The sequence below is a fragment of the Streptosporangium sp. NPDC004631 genome, from assembly GCF_053601935.1.
Genome location: NZ_JBSGCR010000005.1, coordinates 86,211 through 108,637, shown reverse-complemented (window position 1 = coordinate 108,637; position 22,427 = coordinate 86,211). Strand labels below are relative to the sequence as shown.

The 22,427-nt window shown below is 70.8% G+C and carries 23 protein-coding genes; 5 read left to right on the top strand and 18 right to left on the bottom strand.

What is annotated here, in order from left to right; translation table 11 throughout:
- Window positions 1-11: 11 nt before the first annotated feature.
- From ACWEF2_RS06835 to ACWEF2_RS06790, 10 genes are all read right to left on the bottom strand, one after another.
- The gene (locus ACWEF2_RS06835; RefSeq protein ID WP_453812606.1) at window positions 12-581 is read right to left on the bottom strand and encodes a TlpA family protein disulfide reductase; all 570 of its coding nucleotides are present in this window, start codon (window positions 579-581) and stop codon (window positions 12-14) included.
- 55 nt (window positions 582-636) lie between these two features.
- Window positions 637-1,275 carry a histidine phosphatase family protein gene (locus ACWEF2_RS06830; RefSeq protein WP_453812604.1) on the bottom strand — a complete coding sequence of 213 codons (639 nt, stop codon included), beginning with the start codon at window positions 1,273-1,275 and terminating at the stop codon, window positions 637-639.
- Window positions 1,276-1,407: 132 nt separating this feature from the next.
- Window positions 1,408-2,307 carry a LysR family transcriptional regulator gene (locus tag ACWEF2_RS06825; RefSeq protein ID WP_355595893.1) on the bottom strand — a complete coding sequence of 300 codons (900 nt, stop codon included), beginning with the start codon at window positions 2,305-2,307 and terminating at the stop codon, window positions 1,408-1,410.
- A gap of 117 nt (window positions 2,308-2,424) precedes the next feature.
- Complete coding sequence (gene hemL / locus ACWEF2_RS06820; protein WP_453812602.1) at window positions 2,425-3,717, bottom strand: glutamate-1-semialdehyde 2,1-aminomutase; 1,293 nt, start codon at window positions 3,715-3,717, stop codon at window positions 2,425-2,427.
- A 29-nt stretch (window positions 3,718-3,746) separates the two neighbouring features.
- Entirely contained in the window at window positions 3,747-4,379 is a 633-nt protein-coding gene (locus ACWEF2_RS06815; RefSeq protein ID WP_453812600.1) for a bifunctional DNA primase/polymerase, read from the bottom strand.
- Between the two features lie 193 nt (window positions 4,380-4,572).
- Window positions 4,573-5,559 carry a porphobilinogen synthase gene (gene hemB / locus ACWEF2_RS06810; RefSeq protein WP_453812598.1) on the bottom strand — a complete coding sequence of 329 codons (987 nt, stop codon included), beginning with the start codon at window positions 5,557-5,559 and terminating at the stop codon, window positions 4,573-4,575.
- Between the two features lie 186 nt (window positions 5,560-5,745).
- Window positions 5,746-7,326 carry a uroporphyrinogen-III synthase gene (locus tag ACWEF2_RS06805; RefSeq protein ID WP_453812596.1) on the bottom strand — a complete coding sequence of 527 codons (1,581 nt, stop codon included), beginning with the start codon at window positions 7,324-7,326 and terminating at the stop codon, window positions 5,746-5,748.
- Complete coding sequence (gene hemC, locus ACWEF2_RS06800) at window positions 7,323-8,243, bottom strand: hydroxymethylbilane synthase (protein WP_453812594.1); 921 nt, start codon at window positions 8,241-8,243, stop codon at window positions 7,323-7,325. Before hemC ends, ACWEF2_RS06805 begins: the two co-directional genes overlap by 4 nt.
- Window positions 8,240-9,562 (bottom strand): glutamyl-tRNA reductase, encoded by a 1,323-nt coding sequence (locus ACWEF2_RS06795; RefSeq protein ID WP_453812592.1) that lies wholly within the window; start codon window positions 9,560-9,562, stop codon window positions 8,240-8,242. The genes hemC and ACWEF2_RS06795 overlap by 4 nt, the downstream gene beginning before the upstream one ends.
- A gap of 88 nt (window positions 9,563-9,650) precedes the next feature.
- A complete protein-coding gene (locus ACWEF2_RS06790; RefSeq protein ID WP_355595877.1) occupies window positions 9,651-10,358 on the bottom strand; it encodes a redox-sensing transcriptional repressor Rex in 708 nt (235 codons plus the stop codon).
- 267 nt (window positions 10,359-10,625) lie between these two features.
- On the opposite strand from ACWEF2_RS06790, the gene ACWEF2_RS06785 reads away from it, so the two are divergent.
- The gene (locus tag ACWEF2_RS06785) at window positions 10,626-10,874 is read left to right on the top strand and encodes a glutaredoxin family protein (protein WP_453812936.1); all 249 of its coding nucleotides are present in this window, start codon (window positions 10,626-10,628) and stop codon (window positions 10,872-10,874) included.
- Here the strand turns inward: ACWEF2_RS06785 and ACWEF2_RS06780 are convergent.
- The gene (locus ACWEF2_RS06780; RefSeq protein WP_453812591.1) at window positions 10,864-12,696 is read right to left on the bottom strand and encodes an antibiotic biosynthesis monooxygenase; all 1,833 of its coding nucleotides are present in this window, start codon (window positions 12,694-12,696) and stop codon (window positions 10,864-10,866) included. The genes ACWEF2_RS06785 and ACWEF2_RS06780 overlap by 11 nt on opposite strands.
- Before the next feature lie 203 nt (window positions 12,697-12,899).
- Here ACWEF2_RS06780 and ACWEF2_RS06775 point away from each other — a divergent pair, with 203 nt between their 5' ends.
- The 3 genes from ACWEF2_RS06775 (at window position 12,900) to ACWEF2_RS06765 (ending at window position 15,253) form a co-directional block, all read left to right on the top strand.
- On the top strand, window positions 12,900-13,544 hold the full coding sequence (locus ACWEF2_RS06775) for a sigma-70 family RNA polymerase sigma factor (protein ID WP_453812589.1): 645 nt from the start codon (window positions 12,900-12,902) through the stop codon (window positions 13,542-13,544).
- Between the two features lie 98 nt (window positions 13,545-13,642).
- Window positions 13,643-14,302, top strand: a complete 660-nt coding sequence (locus ACWEF2_RS06770) for a DUF5667 domain-containing protein (RefSeq protein ID WP_453812587.1) — start codon at window positions 13,643-13,645, stop codon at window positions 14,300-14,302.
- An 84-nt stretch (window positions 14,303-14,386) separates the two neighbouring features.
- The gene (locus tag ACWEF2_RS06765; RefSeq protein ID WP_453812585.1) at window positions 14,387-15,253 is read left to right on the top strand and encodes an HAD family hydrolase; all 867 of its coding nucleotides are present in this window, start codon (window positions 14,387-14,389) and stop codon (window positions 15,251-15,253) included.
- Window positions 15,254-15,315: 62 nt separating this feature from the next.
- Here ACWEF2_RS06765 and ACWEF2_RS06760 read toward each other — a convergent pair whose 3' ends face one another.
- The 7 genes from ACWEF2_RS06760 to proC form a co-directional block, all read right to left on the bottom strand.
- Complete coding sequence (locus tag ACWEF2_RS06760) at window positions 15,316-16,233, bottom strand: lysophospholipid acyltransferase family protein (protein ID WP_453812583.1); 918 nt, start codon at window positions 16,231-16,233, stop codon at window positions 15,316-15,318.
- Complete coding sequence (locus ACWEF2_RS06755; protein WP_453812581.1) at window positions 16,230-17,291, bottom strand: NAD-dependent epimerase/dehydratase family protein; 1,062 nt, start codon at window positions 17,289-17,291, stop codon at window positions 16,230-16,232. Before ACWEF2_RS06755 ends, ACWEF2_RS06760 begins: the two co-directional genes overlap by 4 nt.
- Window positions 17,292-17,314: 23 nt before the next feature.
- Window positions 17,315-17,413 carry a 30S ribosomal protein bS22 gene (locus ACWEF2_RS06750; protein WP_018654693.1) on the bottom strand — a complete coding sequence of 33 codons (99 nt, stop codon included), beginning with the start codon at window positions 17,411-17,413 and terminating at the stop codon, window positions 17,315-17,317.
- A 296-nt stretch (window positions 17,414-17,709) separates the two neighbouring features.
- Window positions 17,710-17,913, bottom strand: a complete 204-nt coding sequence (locus tag ACWEF2_RS06745) for a helix-turn-helix domain-containing protein (protein WP_355595861.1) — start codon at window positions 17,911-17,913, stop codon at window positions 17,710-17,712.
- Window positions 17,914-18,236: 323 nt separating this feature from the next.
- Window positions 18,237-19,082 carry a phosphatase gene (locus ACWEF2_RS06740; protein WP_453812578.1) on the bottom strand — a complete coding sequence of 282 codons (846 nt, stop codon included), beginning with the start codon at window positions 19,080-19,082 and terminating at the stop codon, window positions 18,237-18,239.
- Between the two features lie 120 nt (window positions 19,083-19,202).
- Complete coding sequence (locus tag ACWEF2_RS06735; RefSeq protein ID WP_453812576.1) at window positions 19,203-20,366, bottom strand: acetoin utilization protein AcuC; 1,164 nt, start codon at window positions 20,364-20,366, stop codon at window positions 19,203-19,205.
- Between the two features lie 347 nt (window positions 20,367-20,713).
- Window positions 20,714-21,508: a pyrroline-5-carboxylate reductase gene (proC, locus tag ACWEF2_RS06730; RefSeq protein ID WP_453812575.1), complete on the bottom strand. Its 795-nt coding sequence runs from the start codon at window positions 21,506-21,508 to the stop codon at window positions 20,714-20,716.
- 171 nt (window positions 21,509-21,679) lie between these two features.
- On the opposite strand from proC, the gene ACWEF2_RS06725 reads away from it, so the two are divergent.
- A complete protein-coding gene (locus ACWEF2_RS06725) occupies window positions 21,680-22,150 on the top strand; it encodes a hypothetical protein (protein WP_453812573.1) in 471 nt (156 codons plus the stop codon).
- The last annotated feature ends 277 nt before the right edge of the window (window positions 22,151-22,427 follow it).

Below are 22,427 nucleotides of genomic sequence, written 5' to 3'. Positions count from 1 at the left end.
ACCGCGCCGGGTCACCTCTCATTGCCGACCCTGGTGACCGCGCCGAGCAGGTCGTTGTACGTGACCGCGCCGAGCGCCCTGGCCGCGATCCGGCCCTGACGGTCGATGATCAGCGTCGAGGGGATGGCGGCCGGGGGGACCGTGCCCTGGAAGGAGAGCGCGACCTTGCCCGGCTGGTCGAAGATGCTCGGGTAACCGGGCTGATGGCTGCGTTCGAAGGCGAGCGCGTCGGCCTGGCGGTCCTTGAAGTCGACCCCGAGGAACTCCACCCCGGCGGCCTTGGTCTTGGCGGCGATGTCCTTGAGCACGGGCGCCTCCGCCCGGCAGGGCGCGCACCAGGAGGCCCAGAAGTTCAGCACCACGACCTTGCCCCGGTGCGCGGCGAGCGTCGCGGCGCCCCCGTCGAGGGTCTTCCCCTCGACCGGGGGGGCGGTCTTGCGGTTCCCGGCCTCGAACATGGTGATCTTGCCGTCACCGGCCACGAAGCGGGTGTCCCCGGCCTGGGGCTGCGATCCCTGGTTGCTGGCGCATCCGGCCACGGCGACGAGCAGCGCGACGGCGGCGAAGGGTTTTGCGCGCATCAGAGGCAGGGTCTTCCTGTACTACAACCGGTAGAGCAATCACTCTACCGCGCGGTCAGGCGCCCGGCACAGTGGGGCGCCTGACGAGCGCGGCGGCGGGCTCGCTGTATCCCACGCTGACCAGCCGGTCTCCCTCGAAGGAGAAACTGGTGAGACTGGCCAGCCCGCACTGCCTGCGGCGCGGGTCGTGCGGAAGCCGCCTGCCCTCGGCCGCGAGCCGGATGATCCAGATCGGCAGCTGGTGGCTGACCAGCACCGCCTCATGACCGCGCGCCTCCTCGCGGGCGAGGTCGATCACGCTCTTCATCCGCCGCACCACGTCGATGTAACGCTCGCCCCAGGAGGGGCGGAGCGGATTCCACAGGTGGCGGTAGTGGCGCGGGCTGCGGAAGACCCCGTCGCCCCGGCCGACCACGACGCCCTCGAAGATGTTCTCGGCCTCGATCAGGCGGTCGTCGAGCGCGACCTCCAGACCGAAGGTCGCCGCGAGCGGGGCCGCCGTCTCCTGGGCACGTTCCAGAGGTGAGGAGAACAAAGCGGTGACATCGCGTCCGGCGATGGACTTGGCGACCGTCTCGGCCATCTGCCTGCCGGTCTCGGAAAGGCGGAAGCCGGGCAGCCTGCCGTACAGGACGTTGGCGGGGTTGTACACCTCGCCGTGGCGCAGGAGGTGGACGACGGTGGTCTCAAGCATGGTTCCGACAGCCTACCGACAGGTAAGGGTGAATAGGGCGTGTGGGCGGACCACCGTGGTCACGGTCCAGGAAACCCGGGTGACCACGGGTACCCGGGAGGCCCGTGTGGTCACCGGCCACCGGCCCGGGGCTCAGCGCTCCGCGGAGACGGCTCTGAGCGCCTCGACCGCCGCCCGGATCGCCGGGCGGCGGGCCGCGTCGCTGCGCCACACCGCGTAGATCTGGCGGATCAGTCTCGGCCGGATCGGGATGATCCGCACCCCGTCGGGCACGAAGTGGCGGCCCAGCCGGGGAACGATGGCGCATCCCTGCCCGGCCGCGACCAGGGCGAGGTGGGTGGGGTACTCGTCGGCCATGCAGGTGATGTCCGGCTCCAGCTGGGCCGAGCGCAGCGTGTGGACCAGCCAGTCGTGGCAGACCATACCGGGCGACGAGCTGATCCACTTCTCCCCCGACAGCTCGGCCAGTTCGATCTCGGACCGCTCGGCCAGCGGGTGGGAGGCGGGCAGGACCACGTCGGCGATGTCGTCGAAGAGGATCGCCCGCGACAGTCCGTCCGGGATGGCCATCGGCCGGTTCATCCAGTCCTGGATCACCGCGAGGTCGAGCTCGCCCCTGCTCACCTCGCGGAGCTGGCGCTCCGGCTCCCGCTCCATGAGCTGGAGCCTGAGGTCGGGGTGGCGTTCCCGCAGGTGGACCAGGGCCTCGGGCAACAGCCCCCGGGCCGCCGTGGGGAACGCCCCGATGCTGAGGCGGCCCACGACCTCCCCGCGGAGCGCCTCGAAGTCGGCTTCGGCGGTCTCCACCAGCGCGAGGATGCGCCCGGCGTGGTCGGCGAGCACCCCGGCGGCGTCGGTCAGGCGCACCCCGCGCCCGTTGCGCTCAAGCAGCGTCGCGCCGGTCTCCCGTTCAAGCTTGGCGAGCTGCTGCGACACCGCGGACGGGGTCACCATGAGCGCGTCGGCCGCCGCGCCGACCGATCCGTAGACGGACACGGCGTGCAGGGCCTTGAGGCGGTTCAGGTCCAACATGTAAGCAACTCTAAAGGCCCGGAGGAGGGAAGTCTCGTTTGACCTGAATTGTCAGCGTAAATAGTGACAAAGAGCCATAAACCTCACCACAGCCCCGGGCCCCGCGCCCGGTTCCGGCTACACCTGGGCCGCGGCCTTGGCGGCGAGCGGGAGCGCCTCGGCGACGCGGGACAGGGCCTCGTCGTCGTGGGCCGCGGACAGGAACCAGGCCTCGTAGGCCGACGGCGGGAGATAGACACCCTGGTCGAGCATGGCGTGGAAGAAGGCCCGGTAGGCGGCGGTGTTCTGCCGCTGGGCCCCGGCGAAGTCGGTGACCCGGTCCTCGGTGAAGAAGATGGAGAACAGGCTGCCCGCGCGCTGCAGGCGGTGCGGTACCCCGGCCGCGGCCAGGGCGTCGGCGGCGGCACGGCCGATGATCAGAGCGGCCGCGTCCACCCGGTCGTAGACCTCGTCGTCACAGGCGCGCAGCGTGGCCAGGCCGGCGGCGCAGGCCAGCGGGTTTCCCGACAGGGTGCCCGCCTGGTAGACCGGCCCCTCGGGGGCGAGATGGGCCATCACGTCGGCACGGCCGCCGAACGCGGCGGCGGGCAGGCCACCCCCCATGACCTTGCCGAAGGTCATCAGGTCGGCGTCCACCGGGTCGAGCCCGTACCATCCGGCCTCGGAGACCCGGAAACCGGTGAGCACCTCGTCGAGGATCAGCAGGGCGCCGTGCGTGGTGCAGAGCTCGCGCAGCGTGGCGTTGAACCCGTCCAGCGGCGGGACGACGCCCATGTTGGCCGGGCACGCCTCGCTGATCACGCAGGCGATCTCGTCGCCGAAGGTCTGGAACGCCTCGGTCACGGCCTCGACCGAGTTGTAGGGCAGCACCACGGTGTCGGCCGCGGAGGCGCCGGTCACCCCGGGGGTGTCGGGCAGGCCGAAGGTGACCAGGCCGGATCCGGCGGAGGCGAGCAGGGCGTCCACGTGACCGTGGTAGCAGCCGGCGAACTTGACGATCTTGGACCGCCCGGTGAAACCCCGGGCCAGCCGTACGGCGGACATGGTGGCCTCGGTGCCCGAGCTGACCAGGCGGACCTTCTCCACCGGGTCCACCAGCGCGACGATCTCCTCGGCCAGCTCGACCTCACCGGGCGTCGCGGTACCGAACGAGGTGCCGTTCCGCAGCGCCTCCTCCAGCGCCTCGACCACGGCCGGGTGCCGGTGCCCCAGGATCATCGGACCCCACGAGCAGACCAGGTCGACGTAGCGGTTGCCGTCCACGTCGGTGATGTGGGGCCCCTGGCCTGAGGCCATGAAGCGGGGCGTGCCACCGACGGCGCCGAAGGCGCGGACCGGGGAGTTCACCCCTCCCGGGACGATCTCACGCGCGCGGGCGAACAGTTCCTCGGAGTTCTCAGTACGGCTCACGCCCCCAGCGTAGTCACGGCGACCGCCGGTCACTCGCAGGTGTCGGCGAGACGGTCGAGGACGCGGAGGGGGTCGGGCAGGGGGCGGCCGTCCGGGGGGCGGAGCCATGAGCCGGGCTGCCCGGTGGGCAGCAGGGACGGCGGGGCGAGGATGTAGCTGTCGCGGCAGTGCCAGCGCAGGCCGGGCATCTCCTCGATGGTCGAGGGGCCGTAGTCGAGGGGGCAGGACCACCACTCGTCCTCGTCGTCGGAGGTGTTGCGGGTGGCCACGTAGAACAGGACCCGGTCACCGTTGGCGGCGACCGGGCCCGAGGCGGACGCGGTGGAGTCCAGGGCGGCGAGCCCGGCGGCGCGCGGTACGTCGAAGACGTCGAAGACCCGGCCGGTGGGGAGGATCACGTTCGCCTCGGGATCACACTGCCACCAGTGACCGAGCAGGGCGGGCTCGGTGGTGGCCTGCATCTGCCAGGCCCGCGAGAGCGGGTGCGCGCCCGGGTCGGGACAGCCGAGGCGGTCGCACGAGCAGGCGCGCGAGCCGGTATGGAGCGGCCTGGCCCCCGGACAGCTCGCCCAGCCCAGGGCGGCGTACTCCAGCACGGAGCTGATCATCTGTTTCGGATGAGCACGTCGTCTGCCACGACGAGTCAGCGGTACCCCCACCATTGTGTCCTCCGTCGTCCGCGCGTCCCGCGTGCCTCCGGATGCGACGACTTGTCCACCCTTGGTTGGTCAGCAAGGAAAGTCAGACAGCCAGGGTCACACCACCTGGGTCACATCCGCACCGGTCCTCGCACTCTAACGCACAGACCACTCGGTGAAGCGGCAAACCCCCAGTTCTCAGCGTGTGCCTCTCATCTCACCCGAGCCTTCTGGCCACCTCGGTCGCCCAGTAGGTGAGGATCATGTCCGCTCCGGTCCGGCGGATCGCGATCAGCGACTCCATGATCACGCGGTCCCGGTCGATCCAGCCGTTGGCCGCGGCGGCCTCGACCATGGCGTACTCGCCGCTGACCTGGTAGGCGGCCACCGGCACGTCCACCACGTCACGGACCTGGCGCAGGATGTCCAGGTAGGCCAGCGCGGGCTTGACGATCACCGCGTCGGCCCCCTCGTCGAGGTCCAGCCGCACCTCGCGCAGCGCCTCGCGGATCGGCCCCGCGGCGTCCTGCTGGTAGGCGTTGCGGTCGCCGAACCGCGGCGCGCACTCGGCGGCGTCCCTGAACGGCCCGTAGAACGCCGAGGCGTACTTGACCGCGTAGGCCAGGATCGGGATCTGCTCGAAGCCGTCGGCGTCCAGCGCCGCCCGGATCGCGGCGACCTGGCCGTCCATCATGCCGCTCGGCGCGATGACCTGGGATCCGGCGCGGGCCTGGGCCACCGCGATCTCGGCGTAGCGCGTCAGGGTGGTGTCGTTGTCCACCTCCCCGCCGGGAGTCAGGACGCCGCAGTGCCCGTGGTCGGTGAACTCGTCCAGGCAGGTGTCGGTCATCACCACCAGCGCGTCTCCCACCTCGGCGACGAGGTCGGCGACGGCCCGCTGGACGATCCCGTCCGGATCGTCGGCCGCCGACCCCCGGGCGTCCTTCACCTCGGGGACGCCGAACAGGATCAGGCCGCCGACCCCGGCCTCGGCCGCCTCGCGGGCGGCCTTGCGCAGCGAGTCACGGGTGTGCTGAAACACTCCGGGCATCGAGCCGATCGGACTCGGCTCGTCGATGCCCTCCTTGACGAACATCGGCAGCACCAGCTCCGCCGGGTGCAGCCTGGTGCCCGCGATCATCCTGCGCATCGACGCCGTACGGCGGAGCCTGCGTGGACGCGCGGCAGGGAACTGTGCGGTCATGGTGGTCTCCCCCTCTCCCCGGCCACGGGGCACCACGAGGGGTAGGAGAGCCGGGGGACGATATTCGATTGGGCCGTCGTCGTGCCGGTTCACCGGTGTTCACCTTTTACCGGTGTTCACCTGTTCGCCGGCGTCGTCGCGGACGCCGTGCCCCTCGCGCCCCCTGTCACCCGCGACGACTTCAGGCTACTTGGCGCGGCGCCGGGCCCCTCTCCGGGTCTGGGAGGGCCTGCGGGGGGCGTCCCCGGCCGCGACCGCGGCCTGCCGCTGTTTCGCACCATACTCGGCCAGTGCCGCCGCGAGAGCGGAAACCGATGGTTTGTCGGCCATGACATCCACCCGGAGCCCGAACTCCTCCGCGGTCCTGGCGGTCTGCGGGCCGATCACGGAGATGACCGTGACGTTGTGCGGCTTTCCGGCGATGCCCACGAGGTTGCGCACGGTGCTCGACGAGGTGAACAGCACCGCGTCGAACCCGCCGCCCTTGATGGCCTCCCGGATCGGCGCGGGCGGCGGCGCCGCCCGGACGGTCCGGTAGGCGGTGACGTCGTCGCACTCCCAGCCGAGCTCGGTCAGCCCGGCGACCAGCGTCTCGGTGGCGATGTCGGCGCGGGGCAGCAGCACCCGGTTGATCGGGTCGAGCATCGAGTCGTACGGCGGCCACTCGGCCAGCAGCCCCTCCGAGGACTGCTCGCCCGAGGGCACCAGGTCGGGCTTCACCCCGAACCGCACCAGGGCCCGCGCGGTGGCGTCGCCCACGGCCGCGACCTTGAGCCCGGCGAACGCCCGGGCGTCCAGCCCGTACTCCTCGAACTTCTCGCGCACCGCCTTGACCGCGTTCGCGCTGGTGAAGGCCACCCATTCGTAGCGGCCGGTGACCAGGCCCTTGATCGCCCGATCCATCTGCTGCGGGGTACGCGGCGGCTCGACGGAGATCGTGGGGACCTCCTCGGGCACCGCGCCGTAGGACCGCAACTGCTCGACCAGCCCGGCCGACTGCTCCTTGGTCCTGGGTACGAGCACCCGCCAGCCGAACAGCGGCTTGGTCTCGAACCACGACAGCCGCTCGCGCATGCCGACGGCCTCGCCGACCACGATGAGCGCGGGCTCGGCCATCCCGGCGTGCTTGAGGTCGGGCCCCATCCTGCCCAGGGTGGTCACCACGGTGTACTGCTCGGTGGTGGTGCCCGAACTGCTGATCGCGACCGGTGTCGAGTCGGGACGCCCCGCGGCGATCAGCGCCTTGCCGATCGCGACGGCCTGGGTGACGCCGTTGTAGATCACCAGGGTGCCCGCGCCGGCGGCGTGGGCGGACCAGTCCTCGACCTGGGTGGCGTCCACGACCCGGAACTCCGGCACGGACACCGCCGCGGGGATGCCCGCGTAGGCGAGGACGGCCGTCGCCGGGGGCACACCCGGCACGATCTCGAAGTCCACCTCCGCCCTGGCGCAGGCCGCGACCTCCTCGGTGATCGAGGAGAAGAACATCGGGTCGCCCGCGCACAGCCGTACGACGAGGTGGCCGTCCTTGGCCGCCGTGACGGCTCTCAGCGACACGGCCTCCTCGCCGGCGGCATCGACGACCTCGGTGTTCTCCCGGCAGTGCCGCAGCAAGGCGCCGTACGCCTCCTGGTCGAGCACGACGACGTCGGCCTTTGACAGCAGGTCGGCGCCGCGCAGCGTGAGCAGGCCCTCGTCACCGGGGCCCGCGCCAACGAAGGCGACGAATCCGGCGGGGCGTTCGAAGGTGGTACTTCCGGAGCTCAATGTGCTCGCTCCCCTATCAACGTGCCTGCCCCTTCGGCGATCATCTCGGCCGCGAGGTCGCGACCGAGATCCATGGGCGCCGAAGAGGTCCCGGCGGTGGACTTACGCACCGCTCGCCTGCCGTCGACGGCGACGACAGCGGCGGTAAGGAACAGATCTTGCCCTCGGTCGGCCGAGTAGGCGCCGACCGGAGCCGCGCACCCGGCCTCCAGGGCGTTGAGGACCGCGCGCTCGGCGGTCACCGCGGCGCGGGTCCTGGCGTCGTCGAGCACGCTCAGCACCTCGATGAGGTCGGCCCGGCCCGCCAGGCACTCCACGGCCAGCGCGCCCTGCCCGGGCGCCGGGAGCATCTCCTCGACCTCGAAGATCTGGGAGATCTCGGCCTCGCGGCCCAGCCGCCCGAGTCCGGCGGCGGCCAGCACGATGCCCTGCAGCTCACCGGAGGTGACCTTGGCGATGCGGGTGTCGGCGTTGCCCCGGATCGGGACGTACTCCAGGTCGGGGCGGAGCACCCGGAGCTGGGCGACCCTGCGCGGGGAACCCGTGCCGATCTTCGCCCCGGGCGGCAGGTCGGCCAGCTTCGCCGTGCTGACCAGCGCGTCCCTGTGGTCGTCACGCGGCGGGATCGCCGCGATGACCACGCGCGGGTCGGGTGTGGTGGGCAGGTCCTTCAGCGAGTGGACCGCGAAGTCGATGTCGCCCTCGATCAGCTTGTCGCGGAGCGCGCTGACGAAGACGCCCGTCCCGCCGAGCTGGGTGAGAACGGCTCTGGTCACGTCGCCGAAGGTGGTGACGCCGACGAGCTCGACGGCTCGGCCGGTCAGTTCGGTGAGCCTGGCGGCGACGAGACCCGACTGGGTGGTCGCCATGAGGCTCCGCCTCGTGCCCATTCTGAGCGGAGGGGCGACGCCGTTCATCCGCCCACCTCCCTCATGCTCGTCTCCGGATCGATCGACTCGATGCGCCTCACCGCATCGGGCACCTTCGGGTCCAAGTTGAACAACTCGCGCAACGCCTCCGCATAATGATCGCCTGCCGCGGACTCGGCGAGCTGTTTGACACGCACGGTGGGCTCGTGGAGCAGTTTGTCGACCACGCGCCTGACCGTCTGCGCGACCTCGTCCCTCGCCCGCCCGTCGAGCTCGGGAACCCGCGCGACGAGCCGTCCCAGCTCCGTCTCGACCACGTCCGCCGCCTTGCTCCGCAGCGCGACCACGGTCGGTGTCACCCGGGCCGCGCGCTCGGCCGACAGGTAGGCCGCGACCTCGGCGGCGACGATCTCGCGTACGGCGGCGACGGCCTCGGCACGCCCGCCGTCGTCGGTGTCGGCGTCGGCGGTGCCGTCCTGCATCGACTCCAGGTCCACGAGGGTGACGCCGGGCAGCCGCCGTACGGCGGGGTCCACGTCGTGCGGCAGCGCGAGGTCCAGCAGGAACATCTCCCTGGCCGGCACCATGTCGGCGGTGATGACCACGTCGGTGGCGCCGGTGCACGAGATGACCAGATCGGCCCGGGCCAGCTCCGCCGTGAGATCGCCGAACTCGGCGGCCCGGCCGCCCACCGCCCGCGCCAGCCGTACGGCGCGGTCGTGGGTCCGGTTGACCACCACGATGTCGGTGACGCCCGCCCGCTGAAGGGTCGCGGCCGACAGGGCGCTCATCGAACCGGCGCCGACCACCAGGGCGCGCCGGCCCCCGATCGGGCCGAGGGTGCGCTCGGCGAGGGTGAGGCCCACGCCGACGAGGGAGGCGCCCGCCCGGTCGATGCCGGTCTCGGTGTGGGATCGCTTGCCCACCCGCAGGGTCTGCTGGAGGAGCTCGTTCAGCGTGGGGCCGAGTGTGCCCTGCTCCTGGGCGAGCCTGAGCGCCGAGCGGACCTGGCCGAGGATCTGCCCCTCGCCCAGGACCATCGAGTCCAGGCCGGAGCCGACCGCGAACAGGTGCTCGACAGCCCGGTCCTCGTAATGCACGTAGAGGTGGCCGGCGAGCTGCTCCAGGGGGACGCCGGAGTGGAGGCCGAGCAGCTCGGAGATCGCGTTCACCGCGGCGTGGAAGCGGTCCACCACGGCGTAGACCTCGACCCGGTTGCAGGTCGACACGACCATGCTCTCGGCGACCCGGATGTCCTGCTGAACGTCGTGGAGCAGCTTGATCAGCGCGTCACCGGAGACGGAGACCCGCTCCAGCAGGGCCACCGGGGCCGTCCGGTGGCTCACGCCGACGACGAGGAGGCTCATCGGCCGTCTCCCGCTCCCGGCGGACGGCCCTGATCTCCCGCGCCGACCTCGCCCGGCCGGGGAACGCCGTGTCCTCGGGCTCTGTCGTTCACAAGTCCACCGCCTCGGGCCATTCCTCGGCCATCGCGGGCCCCCCACTCATCCGATCCGCCTTGCGCTGCTCATGAAAGGCCAGGATCTGCAGTTCAATCGATAAGTCGACTTTACGGATATCGACGCCTTCGGGTACAGCGAGGACGACGGGGGCGAAGTTGAGGATGCTCGTCACACCCACGGCAACGACCCGGTCGGCCACCTGCTGCGCCGCCGCGGCGGGCGTCGCGAGCACCACGATCGACACTCCCCGCCGCGTGATCACCGTTTCCAGCTCGTCGATGTGTTCCACATTCAATCCCGCGATACGGTCGCCCACCACTTCGGGGTCGGCGTCCAGGAGCGCGGCCACCCGGAACCCACGGGAGACGAATCCGCCGTAGTTGGCGAGCGCACGACCGAGGTTACCCACCCCGACGATGGCCACCGCCCAGTCCTGGGTCAGCCCCAGCTCACGGGAGATCTGGTAGATGAGGTACTCGACGTCGTAGCCTACCCCGCGGGTGCCGTAGGAGCCCAGATGAGAGAGGTCCTTGCGGAGCTTGGCGGAGTTCACACCGGCGGCGACGGCCAGATCCTCGGAGCTCACGGTCGCCAGCCCCCGCTCGGCCATGCTGTTCAGGGCTCGCAGGTAGAGCGGCAGCCGGGCGACGGTCGCGTCGGGGATGCCACGTTCACGAGCTTGGGACAGACGGCGGATCACGTGCCGTAGCTCCAGGGGGACAGGCGGCCGGCGCGGCCCGGACGCGACGGATGACGAGGTGAGGCCACTGTCTTTCAGGTTAGTCCCTTTGTGAACCGGTGCACAAAGTGGGTGTTCACCATGTCGGCCACGGCACCGTCCCGCCCGGCTTCCCGGACACCCACCGGCCTCACCTGCCTCGTCGGGCTCACCGGGCTCACCGGGCTCACCGGGCTCACCGGGCTCACCGGGCCGGCGTATCCGCGCGGCTCGGCTACCGTGACGGACATGGCACCGCAGGACCACCGCATCACACTGCTCGGCAAGCCCGGCTGTCACCTGTGCGACGACGCGCGCGCGGTGATAGAACGCGTGGCGGCGGAGCTGGGCGTTCCCTGGGAGGAGCGCGACATCACCGCCACCGAGCGGGACCAGGCCGAGTACGGGGAGATGATCCCGGTCACCCTGATCGACGGTGTCCAGCACGACTTCTGGCGCGTCGACGAGAACCGCCTGCGCGCCGCGCTCAGATCCTGAAGGCCGTGGGCAGCGGGACCACCTTGGCCGCGTTCACGTTGAGCTCGATCACGTTGGTGGCCAGCACCATGGTCTGACGTTCGGCGACGAAACGCTCCACATGGGGCTGACGCTGATGCTCGGTGTAGGCGACCTCGTCGCGGTAGAGCTCGTAGACGATGCGCTGCAGCGGAGCCGACTTCACCGAGTGGCAGGCGTAGATCAGCGTGTCGGGCTCGGTACGGCGGACGGCCTCCAGCGTCTCCTCGGCCAGCCGGTCGAACCTCTCGCCGGTCCCGTCGAGCAACGTGAACACGGTCAGCAGGCCGTAGATGCCCGGGGCCGGGCGGCCGTACCCACCGGGATGGTCGGTGGTCGCGCCCGGATACAGGACGCCGGTCTCGGGCGGGCCCGCGGGCACCTGCCCGTGGCCCGGGAACCCGGCGGGCGGCTGCCCGGACCGGGGAGCGCCGCCGAGACCCTGGCCTCGGTCGGCCGGAACGCCGAACGCCTGCTCGGCGGACATCGGCTGAAGGCCACCGGTGAGCAGGCCGCCGCCGTAGGGCGGATCCGGCATGACGAACTCGCCGGTGGCGGGGCCGCCCGGCCTGCCGTACTCGCCGGTGGCGGACGCGGCCGGTATGCCGTACTCGCCGGTGGAGGGCGCGACCGGTATGCCGTACTCACCGACCCCGGGGACGGGTGGCCTGCCGTACTCGCCGGTGCCGGCGGCGGCGTGCCTGCCGTACTCGGCGGCGGGGAGGTCGGGGCCGGGGCCGGCGGACATGCCGAACTGGCCGGTCATCGGGGGCTGCTGGGCGTAGTCGCCCCGGCCCGCGGACCGGTCGGCGGACGGCATGCCGTACTCACCCGCCATGAAGGTGCCGGTGGCGGGGCCGCCGAACGGGTCGTCCTGGGTGAGGGGCTGCTGCCGCATTCGCGCCGCGTAGTCGACGTCCTGCTCGCCCGCGCGGTACTCGGCCACCAGGTCGCCGAGGCCGGAACGGCGGGGGGAGTCCCCCATGGCCCCGCGTGGGGAGTCGTCGGACGTGACCCGGCGGCCCGCGACCTGGACGTCTCCCCGGAACGGCTGCTCGGCCGCGCGGCGGCCCCCGTGCCCGCGCTCCGCCCAGTCGTCCCTCGGGCCGTCCTCATCCTCGTCCTCGTCCTCGTAGGGGGCGAGCGGGCGGAGCACGGCGTACCAGACCGCGGCGGCGGTGACGCAGAGGAGGAGCGTGGTGAACATCCCCGGGACCGCGAAGCTCACCGCTCCGACCATGGCCAGGCCGGTGGGGCCGAGCACCAGGAGGGCGTGCATGTTGTCGGCGTCGTAGTCGTCGCCACCGCGCCACCGCGCCACCGCGATCGCGAGACCGCCCAGCAGGACGAGTGCGATGCCCACGTGGATCACCCAGAGCACGTAGGCCGGGGGAAGGTCCCAGTGACGGCTGCCGAGCGGGAGGGTCTTGGCCAGTTCCTCCGCCTGGCGCAGCGGGTCGAACATCATGATCACCGACGCGACGACGGTGAACGCGATCCCCACAAGCCAGGAGGCGAATCTGGCCGCGGGCGTCCGCGCCAGCAGCTGAATGACCCCAACAGAGAGCCAGAGCGGGGCGAAGAGAGAACCGGTCAGCTGATAAACCCGGAATCCGGTTGCCCCAAACCCCACCAGATAGCCGGTGCCGACTACTCCGAGTGACACGCACAGCGCCGCTGTCGTGACGCTCCAGGCGATCAGCCAACCCTTGCGCCCATCCCGGAGGCGGCCGACGAGAGCCACGGTGGCGATGGCCGCGAGCAACGCACCGGCGAACGCTATGACAGCGACAAGGAGATTCATGGTGCCTCCAATGCTGCCGGACATTACCCCCCAACCGGTAGCCGAACCCGGAGTCGGCCGCCCGGAGCGGGGTGAAACAATCAGCCCCGTACCGTATCGGCCGATTACCCCCAGTCACGAGGTTACGAAGTGGATTGTGGAATTTCCTGTTGATTTCCTAGAGTGTTCGAGCACGCCGTACCCCCTCCCCCAAGGGATACCGGATGCCAGATACGTGGCCGTTCGCCGGACACCTCCCCACAACTCATGGGGTGGCCCAGCCCGTCCGCAGCAATGAGCTCGCCGCACGCGAGGACGCCTCCGAGGACCTCCGGAGGCTCGTTCTGCGTGCCAAAACTGGAGACACAGACGCGTTTGGCACGCTCTATGATCGCTACCTCGACCTGGTCTACCGCTACGTCTACTTCCGCGTCGGCTCCCACCCGCTGGCCGAGGATCTCACGAGCGAGACCTTCCTCCGCGCCCTGCGCAGAATCGCCGACTTCACCTGGCAGGGACGTGACTTCGGCGCCTGGCTCGTGACCATCGCCAGGAACCTGATCGCCGATCACTTCAAGTCGGGCAGGTACCGCCTTGAGGTCTCGACCGCCCAGGTGATCGACATCCCGCTCGACGGCCCGCACATACCGGAGAACGCCGTCGTCACCGCGATGATCAATGACCGGATACTCAGTGCCGTCCGCGCCCTCGGGCCCGAGCAGCAGGAGTGCGTGGTCCTGCGCTTCCTGCACGGCATGTCACTGGCGGAGACCGCGCTGATCATGGGCAAGAAGAGCGGAGCGATCAAGGCCCTGCAGTTCCGCGCCATCCGGGCACTGGCCCGCGCGCTCCCCTCGGATCTCGGTTGATCATGCCGATGGCGACGTATCGCGTAACCTGGCACGCGGGGCTGTCGTTAGGCAGGTGACACAGGTAGGTCATGATCTGGGGGCGGCAGGGAGCGTTCATGGGTAAGTGGCTGCCCGGAATCTCACGGAGATCGCAGGCGCACATCCAGAACCGCGTATCCAGGCTCGGCGACCGGCTGGGGGGCAACCCCCGGCCGGAGTTTCGCGCCGAGCTGCGGAAGCGCCTTATGGCCACGCCCGAACAGGAGAATACCCCGGCCGAATCCACCGTCTCGACGCCACCGAGACGACAGGCCACCCGGCTCCCCCAGCTGCTGAGCCTGGGACTGGCCGCCACGATGTCCGCGACGGTCATGGCGATCTACCAGTCGATGCCCGGCGACGCCCTCTATCCGGTCAAGCGCGCCGCCGAGAGCACGCTGTTCCACCTGAGCGCCGACGACGCCGAGCGGGCCGACCGCTCCTTCGGCTACGCCGAGACCCGCGCCCACGAGGTCGAGGAGCTCCTGGGCTCCAGCATGCGGGAGAAGCACCTGATCAGGGAGACCCTCAAGGCCATGGAGGACACCACCCGCTCCGCGGTCACCTCTCTCACCCGGGTACGGCGCCGCGACGCCAAAAACACGGGCGACCTCAAGCGCTTCGTCCAGAAGCAGCGCAACCAGATCGAGGGCATGCTCCCCAAGATGGACGCCGAGGACCAGCGCAGGGCCAACGGCTACCTCAACTACATCGACGGGCTGGCCCCGCCCGGATAGCACCTCCCGGCTTACAACACGTTACCTGCCACTAACGGGATGTACACCGATTTCACCCGTGTGTGACAGTTAAGCTGAGATGCTATGAGGCGGCTACTACGACGGCGGGACGAAGCGGAGACGGCCGGAGAGGTGGCGGCCGCGGCGGCCATCGCCATGCCGATGGCGGAACCCGACCCGTCCGCAGCCGCCTTCTTCGACGTCGACAACACCATGATGCGCGGCGCCTCCATCTACCACTTCGCCCGCGGGCTGGCCTCACGCGGCCTGTTCACCACCAAGGACCTGGTCAGGTTCGCGGTCGGCCAGGCGGTGTTCCGGATCCGCGGTGACGAGAACCCCGACCACATCGCCAAGGCGAAGGAGACCGCGCTGGCCTTCGTGGCGGGCAGCAAGGTGGAGGAGATCGTCCGGCTCGGCGAGGAGATCTACGACGAGGTGATGGCCGACCGCATCTGGGCCGGCACCCGCGCCCTCGCCCAGAGCCACCTGGACGCCGGCCGGCGGGTGTGGCTGGTCACCGCGACACCGGTGGAGCTCGCCCGCGTGATCGCCCAGCGCCTCGGCCTGACCGGCGCCCTGGGCACCGTCGCGGAGACCAGGGACGGCGTCTACACCGGCCGCCTGGTGGGCGATCTGCTCCACGGCCCGGCCAAGGCGGAGGCGGTACGGGCTCTGGCCCGCCTGGAGGGCCTCGACCTGAGCCGCTGCGCCGCCTACAGCGACTCGGCCAACGACCTGCCGCTGCTCTCCCTCGTCGGCCACGCCACCGCGATCAACCCGGACGCCGAGCTGCGCGAGCGCGCCAGGGAGAACGGGTGGCAGATCCGGGACTTCCGCACCGGCCGCAAGGCCACCATGATCGGACTGCCCATCGCCGCGGGCGCCGGGGCGATCGTCGGCGGCGTGGCCGCCGCCGCGGCCCTGCGCCGCCTCTACCGCTCCAGATGACCCACCACGGCGCGCTCCCGCGGCCGGGGGGCGGGAGAAAGAGCGGGAGCCGGGAGAACCGGTCAGCAGAACGGCGGGAAGGCGTGACCACGCCGCAGGCGCAGCTCGTTCAGCTGCTGCTGGACGACCTCGCGGACGTGGTCGGTGAGGTTGAAGACCAGCATGGGGTCGTCGGCGTCGGCCGGGTCGAACTCGTCGGTGCGGATCGGCTCACCGAACCCGATCATCCACTTGGACGGCAGCGGCACCAGCCCGAGGAGCCCGAACCAGGGAAACAGCGGGGTGAGCGGGAGGTACGGCAGGCCGAGCGCCCTGGCCAGAAGAGGCAGGTCACCGATCTTGGGGTAGATCTCCTCGGCGCCCACGATCGAGCAGGGGACGATCGGCACCCCGGCCCGGATGGCCGAGGCGACGAAACCGCCGCGGCCGAAGCGCTGCAACCGGTAGCGCTCGGAGAAGGGCTTGCCGACGCCCTTGAACCCCTCGGGGAAGACCCCGACGAGCTCGCCCTTGCGGAGCAGGCGGTCGGCGTCCTCAGGGCAGGCCAGGGTGTGGCCGCTCTTGCGGGAGAGGTGGCCGAGCACCGGGAGCCGGTAGACCAGGTCGGCCCCGAGCAGGCGGAGCGCGCGGCGGCGCGGATGGTCGTCGTGCAGGGCCACCTGGAGCATGAGTCCGTCGAGCGGGATGGTGCCCGAGTGGTTGGCCACCACGAGGGCCCCCGAGTCGTCGGGCACGTTGTGCATGCCGAGGGTCTCCACGCGGAACCAGTGCCGGTACAGCGGGCGGACCAGGTCCAGCAGCACCTTGTCGGTCAGCTCGGGGTCGAAGCCGAACTCGTCGACCTCGTACTCCCCCGTGACGCGGCGGCGCAGGAAGGCGAGCAGCTCGGCGAGGTCGTGTCCGTCGTCTTTCTCAGGCGGGGAGCCGTACGCGTGCCCCTCGCCGCGCGGGAGGTCGTGGGCGTCCTCGGGGTCGGTCATCCGCTCACCGCCTGATCCCCCGGCCGGCTCATCGCCTGGCCCACCGCCTGGCGAAACAGCTCCATCATGGCAGCCGGGAGCCCGCCGGCCAGGTCCCGGGCGTGGATGAAGTCCTCGAAGGCGACGGCGGTCGAGATCTTGGGCCTCCAGCCGAGCTCGGCGGCCAGCCGGCCGGTGTCCACCACCCGCCCATGGCGCATCAGGCGGAGTTGCTCGGGAGAGAAGGCGACCAGCCCCAGGGTCCGGGCGAGGTCCCCCAGGAAACGGAAGGCCGAGGAGGGCAGGGGCAGTGTCGCCAGGCCCGCCCTGCGGGCACACTGCGACAGCAGCAGCACGCCGTCCCCGGCCACGTTGAACGTGCCGGGGTGATCCTCCAGCGCCACCCGCCTGAGCACCTCGACCGCGTCGTCCTCGTGGACGAACTGCATCCGGGGGTCGAAGCCGAACACGGTCGGCAGGACGGGCTGGGTGAAGTAACGGGTCAGCGGCGAGTCGACGCCGGGACCCATGAAGTTGGCGAACCTGAGCATCGACACCGCCACGTCCCGCCGCCGCCTGGCGAAACCCCGGACATAGCCCTCGACCTCCGCGGCGTCCTTGGCGTAGCCGTGACTCGGCGGCTCGCCCGGCTCGGCGTCCTCGGTGAAGACGGCCGGATCGCGCGGGGACGAGCCGTACACCGCGGTGGTGGATCGGACGACGACGCGGCGGATCGTCGCGGACCGCTGACAGGCACCAAGAAGCTGCATGGTGCCGATGACGTTGTGCTCTTTCATGAGGGCCCTGCCGCCGCCCCTAGAGGGAGCGCTGACCAGGCTCATGTGGACCACGGTGTCGATGTCGGCGGCCGCGATCACCTGGGCGATGTCGGGGCTGCGCAGATCGACGCGGACGAACTCGGTCCGGCCGAGAGGTACGCCGCCATCACCTGAGAGCGAGGGCGGCGGCACCGTGTCTACTCCGATGACCCGGTCGATGTCCGGGTCGGCGGCGAGAACGCTCGCCACCCGGGCGCCGATGTGACGCGAGACCCCGGTGACAAGCACGGTGTGGCTCATCGGTGCCTCGCAGATCCGCTGTGCTACTTCTTGTTACGCCGCTGGATGCGGGTCTTCTTCAGAAGCTTGCGGTGCTTCTTCTTCGCCATGCGCTTACGGCGCTTCTTGATCACAGAGCCCACGGGACCCCCAGGTAGCTGGTAGCCGAGAATGTCAGACCGGCATGCGAGAGCACACCGGCTCAACAGACTACCGGCGATCCGTGGTAGATCGCCCCCCGGGGGATCCCCGGGCACTCGGAACTCACGACGCGACGACCACGTCGCTACCTCACCGTTACCTCGTCGAAGCCCGGACCCGTCACCCACCGGTCTCACCGGGAGATCGGGGCCCGCCTGTCGCTCACCGCTTCTCGCTCGCCCGCTGAACGGCTCGTCTCCGGCCGGTCAGATGACTCGCTCGTCGGGCTCGCGCCGCTTCAACCCGCCTCGATGTAAGCATCCCTGAGATAGTTGTGTACCGCCTGCTCCGGCACTCGGAAGGATCGACCGACCCGGATGGCCGGCAGTTCGCCCGAATGCACGAGTCGGTACACCGTCATCTTGGACACCCTCATGACGGTGGCCACTTCTGCCACCGTCAGGAACTTCACCTCGCTGAGAGGTCTTTCGCCTGCACCCATCGGACGCCTCTTCCGCACGTGTTTCCGGGTTATCCCCACTGGTGCCATTGCTCACGCACGTGTACTGCCGTCAGCGTAAGTCGGGACTCCGAGCGTGCAAACCCCCCACAGTCTCAGCCTTCGCAGTCCCACATCGGATAAATCGGGAAAATCGCTGGCCAGCAGCCGGACCGGCCCTCTGGTCTTGATCTTGAAGCGGTCCGGCTCCCCTTCTCCCAGGGTCGCCCACGACCATCAAAAAAATGGCAAACGACCGGCGTGCTCCATGGAATGCAGGCACGAAAAGCCCGTATAGGGACGACCCGATTGGCGCATCGCCCGCCTCAGAGGGCGCGGGCGACCCTCTCGACCAGATGCCGGGTCAGCGGATCGTAATGTCTTGGCAGCACGTTGTCATCAAGGGGAACGGTCGCCGCGATCTTTCCCTCCGCCTCCCCGACGAAGAGTGCCGGATCGTTGCTGTCGGCGAATCCGACCGTGAGGATGCCCGCCTCGCCGGCCGCGCCGGCCCAGCCGTGGTCGGCGATCACCAGGTCGGGACGCCGGTCGCCGAACTCGGCGATCATGGCCTCCATCGGAGCCGGATCATGGGTGTGCACGAAGGCGCCCCGGTCGTCCAGCATGGCGACGCCGTCCAGATAACGGATCTTGCGCTTGCGGCCGAAGCCCGCCCCCCAGTAGGACCAGCCCTCGGCCGTGTTCATCAGCCTTCCGCCGTGCTCCCTGACCAGTCTGGCCAGGGCCAGGTGGACGGTGAGCAGGCCGGTGGGGTGCCCGGTCGCGACGAGGACCCGGGGGGAGCCGGCGCGCAGCACGCCGGCCACCGTGTCGCCCATGGCCTCGACGGCGTCGATCGTACGGTCCGGATCGATGGTGTCCTGGCCCTCCCGATGGCCGGGGTCGGCCGCCACGCCCGCCGACTCGGCCATCAACTCCAGAACGTCCCGGTAGGACCAGCGGCCCCGGGGCCTCAGCCCGAACAGGTGACGCGGATCGCGGTTGGCCAGCGACCGGTAGTGGTCGAGGTTGTTCTCCCTGCTGGTCGCCACGTCACCGGCGATCCGGGTGCGGATCAGATGGTCTCGGAGGTCGCCGCGCGCCATCGGCGGCGCCGCGCGCCGCGGATCCGGTCCGGGCGCCTGTGACAGATGAATTCCCTCGTCGCTCAACCGATCGTTTCCCTTGGTCGCGGCTCTGGATGTGGCTTCGGCCGCGGCGGCGCGCGCCGCGGCTCGGGCACCGGCGACCGGTGGCCTCCCTCGCGGCCATGGGCGGGAACCCTGTCCCGGTTACGGGAGGGGGTCGAGTCCATGGAGGGGAAAGACGGCCTTCCTTGTCGCCATGATGGCCCGGTCGATGGGGTCTGCTGGATCATAACCAGAAGAAAAATCGTGAAATTCCGGCTTTCTACCGTCGGTCAGCGTCAGCGGCGCCGTCTCCCCCGTCCGCTCGGCGACGATCCGCCGCCACTCGGGCGGGGTGGTGGTGGCCGGATCGAGAGGGTGCCCGGAGACCTCGGCGATCAGATGGGTCCAGGCCCTGGGCACCACCCGCACGATCTCGTATCCCCCGCCGCCTGTCACGATCCACCGGCCGCCCGCGGTCTCGTGGGCCAGCCTGTGCAGCGCCGCGTAGGCGGTGCGCTGGCCGTCGAGGCTGAGCATCAGATGGGCCAGGGGATCCAGCGCGTGGCTGTCACAGCCGTGCTGGGTGAGCAGGATCTCGGGGGCGAACTCCCGCAGCAGCGGCGGCACCACCGAGTGGAAGGCCCGAAGCCAGCCGTTGTCCCCGCAGCCGGCGGGCAGCGCCACGTTGACCGCGGTGCCCTCGGCCCCGCACTCGCCGGGGAAGCCCGTACCGGGGAAGAGCGTGCGGGGGCTCTCGTGCAGGCTGATGGTCAAGACCCTCGGGTCGTCGTAGAACAGGGCCTGGACACCGTCCCCGTGGTGGACGTCCACGTCCACGTAGGCGACCCTGACCGCCCCCTGGGCCAGCAGCCAGCCGATCGCCGCGGCCGGGTCGTTGTAGACGCAGAACCCGCTCGCGGCGCCGGCCATCGCGTGGTGCAGGCCCCCCGCGACGTTCACCGCGTGCTCGGCCTCGCCGGTCCAGACGGCGCGGGCCGCGGCGAGGGTGGCGCCGGTGATCAGGGCCGAGGCGTCGTGCATTCCGGCGAAGACGGGGGTGTCCTCGGTGCCGAGCCCGTGGGCCAGGTCGACCCGCCCGGTGGCCGAGGCCCGCTTGACGGCCTCGATGTAGTCACGCGTGTGGACCAGCGCCAGCTCGTCGTCGGTGGCGGGCACGCAGCCGACCACCTCGACCGCGTCCAGCACGCCGAGCTCTCCGGCCAGCGCCATGGTCAGCTCGACCCGCACGGGGGCCAGGGGGTGCCGGGGTCCGAAATCGTAGGAGGTGAGCGCGTCGTCCCAGACAACCCGTACGGATCGGCTCATGCGCCCCCCTGTTCGATCACGGCGCCGGGCGGCGCGACGCGGTCCCGGCCCGGCGTGACCTCGCGACTCGATCTCCCACTCCGGCCGACGCTACCGTACGGATCCGGACCGGGACCTGCCTGGTCACCGCCGGAGAGACAGCTGTTCCCCCCTTTTTGATCTAAACGAAATATCGGGATTTATTCCCTTTGGTCGGACTTATCCGGACAGCCCGTTACCCCGGTACGGCCGGCTCCCGCCACCACGTGTCCCCCGAAGGCACGTCGAGGGCACCGCGGGGACGCCCCCTGCGGGAGGGCTCTCCCACCGGGAAGGGCTCCCCCGCCGGTCCCCGGCAACGGGCGAGGTCAGCCGCTCGCGAGCTGGCTGCTGCGGTCCCTGGCGGCCTCGATGGCGGCCAGGAAGGCCGCGCGGACGCTGTGCCGCTCCAACTCGGCGATGGCCGCGATGGTGGTGCCCCCCGGGGAGGTGACCGCCTCCCGGAGGATCACCGGGTGCTCGCCGGAGTCGCGGAGCATGATGGCCGCGCCGACGATCGACTGGGTGACCATGTCGAGGGCCGCGGCCCGGGGCATGCCGAGCAGGATGCCCGCGTCGACCATGGCCTCGACGAGATAGAAGAAGTAGGCGGGGCCGCTGCCGGACAGCGCGGTGGCGGCGTCCTGCTGGGACTCGGGGATGCGCAGCACCTTGCCGACCGGCCGGAGCAGGTCCTCGGCCCTCCTGAGGTGCCGCTCGGAGGCGTGCGCGCCCGCCGAGATCACGCTCATCGCCTCGTCGACCAGCACCGGCGTGTTGGACATGACCCGCACGACCGGGATCTCGGCCTCCAGCCTCGACTCCACGAACGACGTGGTGATGCCGGCCGCCGCCGAGATCACCAGGCGATCGGCCGGGACGTGCGCGGCGATCTCGGCGAGCAGGGACGCCATGTCCTGCGGCTTGACCGCGAGGATGATCGTTTCAGCGCCCTTGGCGGCCTCGGCGTTGGAGACCACCCGCACGCCGTACCGCTCCCCGAGGTCGGCGGCCCGCTCGGGGCGCCGCGCCGTCACCAGCACGTCACCCGGCTCGAACCCGGCCCGGAGCAGCCCGGAGAGGAGGGCCTCGCCCATCTTTCCGGTTCCCAGAATCGCGATCACTTCAGCGCACCTTGCATGAGGGAGGTCAGATGCCCAGCCTAAGGGGCCCAAGGACATGTCGGAGCGCCCGCGGGGAGGAGCCCCCTGGACCGGGGGCCGGGGGCGCGGCCAGGCGGTACCCGGACGGCGATGAACCGGCCGGGGCCGCGATTCGTTACATGGGGTATGCGTATGATCGCGACCTCCATCCTGGCAGGAAGCCTGCTGCTGACCGGCTGCGGCACCGAACACAGCGCCGTCGGGCAGAACGTCACCGCGCGAAGCGCCGACTCCGCCGTTCCCGCCCTGACCGCGGGTCACACCGTCGCGCCCAGGGTCGAGCCCACGGGAGGAACCCCCAGACCGACCAGGCCGGAAGGCCACACCGTCAACCCCCACAAGGTGGCGTGGCTGGAGGCCAAGCCGTCGAAGAACGGCCGGAGCCTGCGGATCGTCTGGTGGTCGGGGGTGGAGCCCTGCCACGTCCTCGACCGGGTGGGTGTCAAGGAGACGTCCAAGCGCGTGACCGTCACCCTCTGGGAGGGCTCGGGCAGCAGGGCCCAGAACGTGGCCTGCATCGACATCGCCATCAAGAAGGTGACGACCGTCAAGCTCAAGGCCCCCCTCGGCAAGCGCAAGATCGTCGACGGCGCCAAGCGCTGAGTCACCCCGGTCCGGTACGGCTCCCGCGGAGTGGTGGGAGCCGTACCCGGCACGACCGCCCACCGGCGCGACTCGGCCCGCGGGCCACGGCACCACGGGGGATGCCCGGCACGACCGCCGCCTCGGCGTGACCAAGACCGCCGAGCACGGACGGTGACACCTCGTCGTGACGCGCCGGCCGGCGCCCCGGCGAGCCGGCCGATCGCCCGCCCCACGGCGATCCCCGCCGTCACGGCGTTTCCACGGCTCTCGGAGTGGAGCCCCGCGCGGCCGGCCG

Bases quoted from the DNA above. Each gene is read 5' to 3' on its own strand.
- ACWEF2_RS06835 (WP_453812606.1), bottom strand. From the start codon at position 581: ATGCGCGCAAAACCCTTCGCCGCCGTCGCGCTGCTCGTCGCCGTGGCC.
- ACWEF2_RS06830 (WP_453812604.1), bottom strand. From the start codon at position 1,275: ATGCTTGAGACCACCGTCGTCCACCTCCTGCGCCACGGCGAGGTGTAC.
- ACWEF2_RS06825 (WP_355595893.1), bottom strand. From the start codon at position 2,307: ATGTTGGACCTGAACCGCCTCAAGGCCCTGCACGCCGTGTCCGTCTAC.
- ACWEF2_RS06815 (WP_453812600.1), bottom strand. From the start codon at position 4,379: ATGGTGGGGGTACCGCTGACTCGTCGTGGCAGACGACGTGCTCATCCG.
- hemB (WP_453812598.1), bottom strand. From the start codon at position 5,559: ATGACCGCACAGTTCCCTGCCGCGCGTCCACGCAGGCTCCGCCGTACG.
- hemC (WP_453812594.1), bottom strand. From the start codon at position 8,243: ATGAACGGCGTCGCCCCTCCGCTCAGAATGGGCACGAGGCGGAGCCTC.
- ACWEF2_RS06795 (WP_453812592.1), bottom strand. From the start codon at position 9,562: ATGAGCCTCCTCGTCGTCGGCGTGAGCCACCGGACGGCCCCGGTGGCC.
- ACWEF2_RS06785 (WP_453812936.1), top strand. From the start codon at position 10,626: ATGGCACCGCAGGACCACCGCATCACACTGCTCGGCAAGCCCGGCTGT.
- ACWEF2_RS06780 (WP_453812591.1), bottom strand. From the start codon at position 12,696: ATGAATCTCCTTGTCGCTGTCATAGCGTTCGCCGGTGCGTTGCTCGCG.
- ACWEF2_RS06775 (WP_453812589.1), top strand. From the start codon at position 12,900: ATGCCAGATACGTGGCCGTTCGCCGGACACCTCCCCACAACTCATGGG.
- ACWEF2_RS06770 (WP_453812587.1), top strand. From the start codon at position 13,643: ATGGGTAAGTGGCTGCCCGGAATCTCACGGAGATCGCAGGCGCACATC.
- ACWEF2_RS06765 (WP_453812585.1), top strand. From the start codon at position 14,387: ATGAGGCGGCTACTACGACGGCGGGACGAAGCGGAGACGGCCGGAGAG.
- ACWEF2_RS06760 (WP_453812583.1), bottom strand. From the start codon at position 16,233: ATGACCGACCCCGAGGACGCCCACGACCTCCCGCGCGGCGAGGGGCAC.
- ACWEF2_RS06755 (WP_453812581.1), bottom strand. From the start codon at position 17,291: ATGAGCCACACCGTGCTTGTCACCGGGGTCTCGCGTCACATCGGCGCC.
- ACWEF2_RS06745 (WP_355595861.1), bottom strand. From the start codon at position 17,913: ATGGGTGCAGGCGAAAGACCTCTCAGCGAGGTGAAGTTCCTGACGGTG.
- ACWEF2_RS06735 (WP_453812576.1), bottom strand. From the start codon at position 20,366: ATGAGCCGATCCGTACGGGTTGTCTGGGACGACGCGCTCACCTCCTAC.
- ACWEF2_RS06725 (WP_453812573.1), top strand. From the start codon at position 21,680: ATGATCGCGACCTCCATCCTGGCAGGAAGCCTGCTGCTGACCGGCTGC.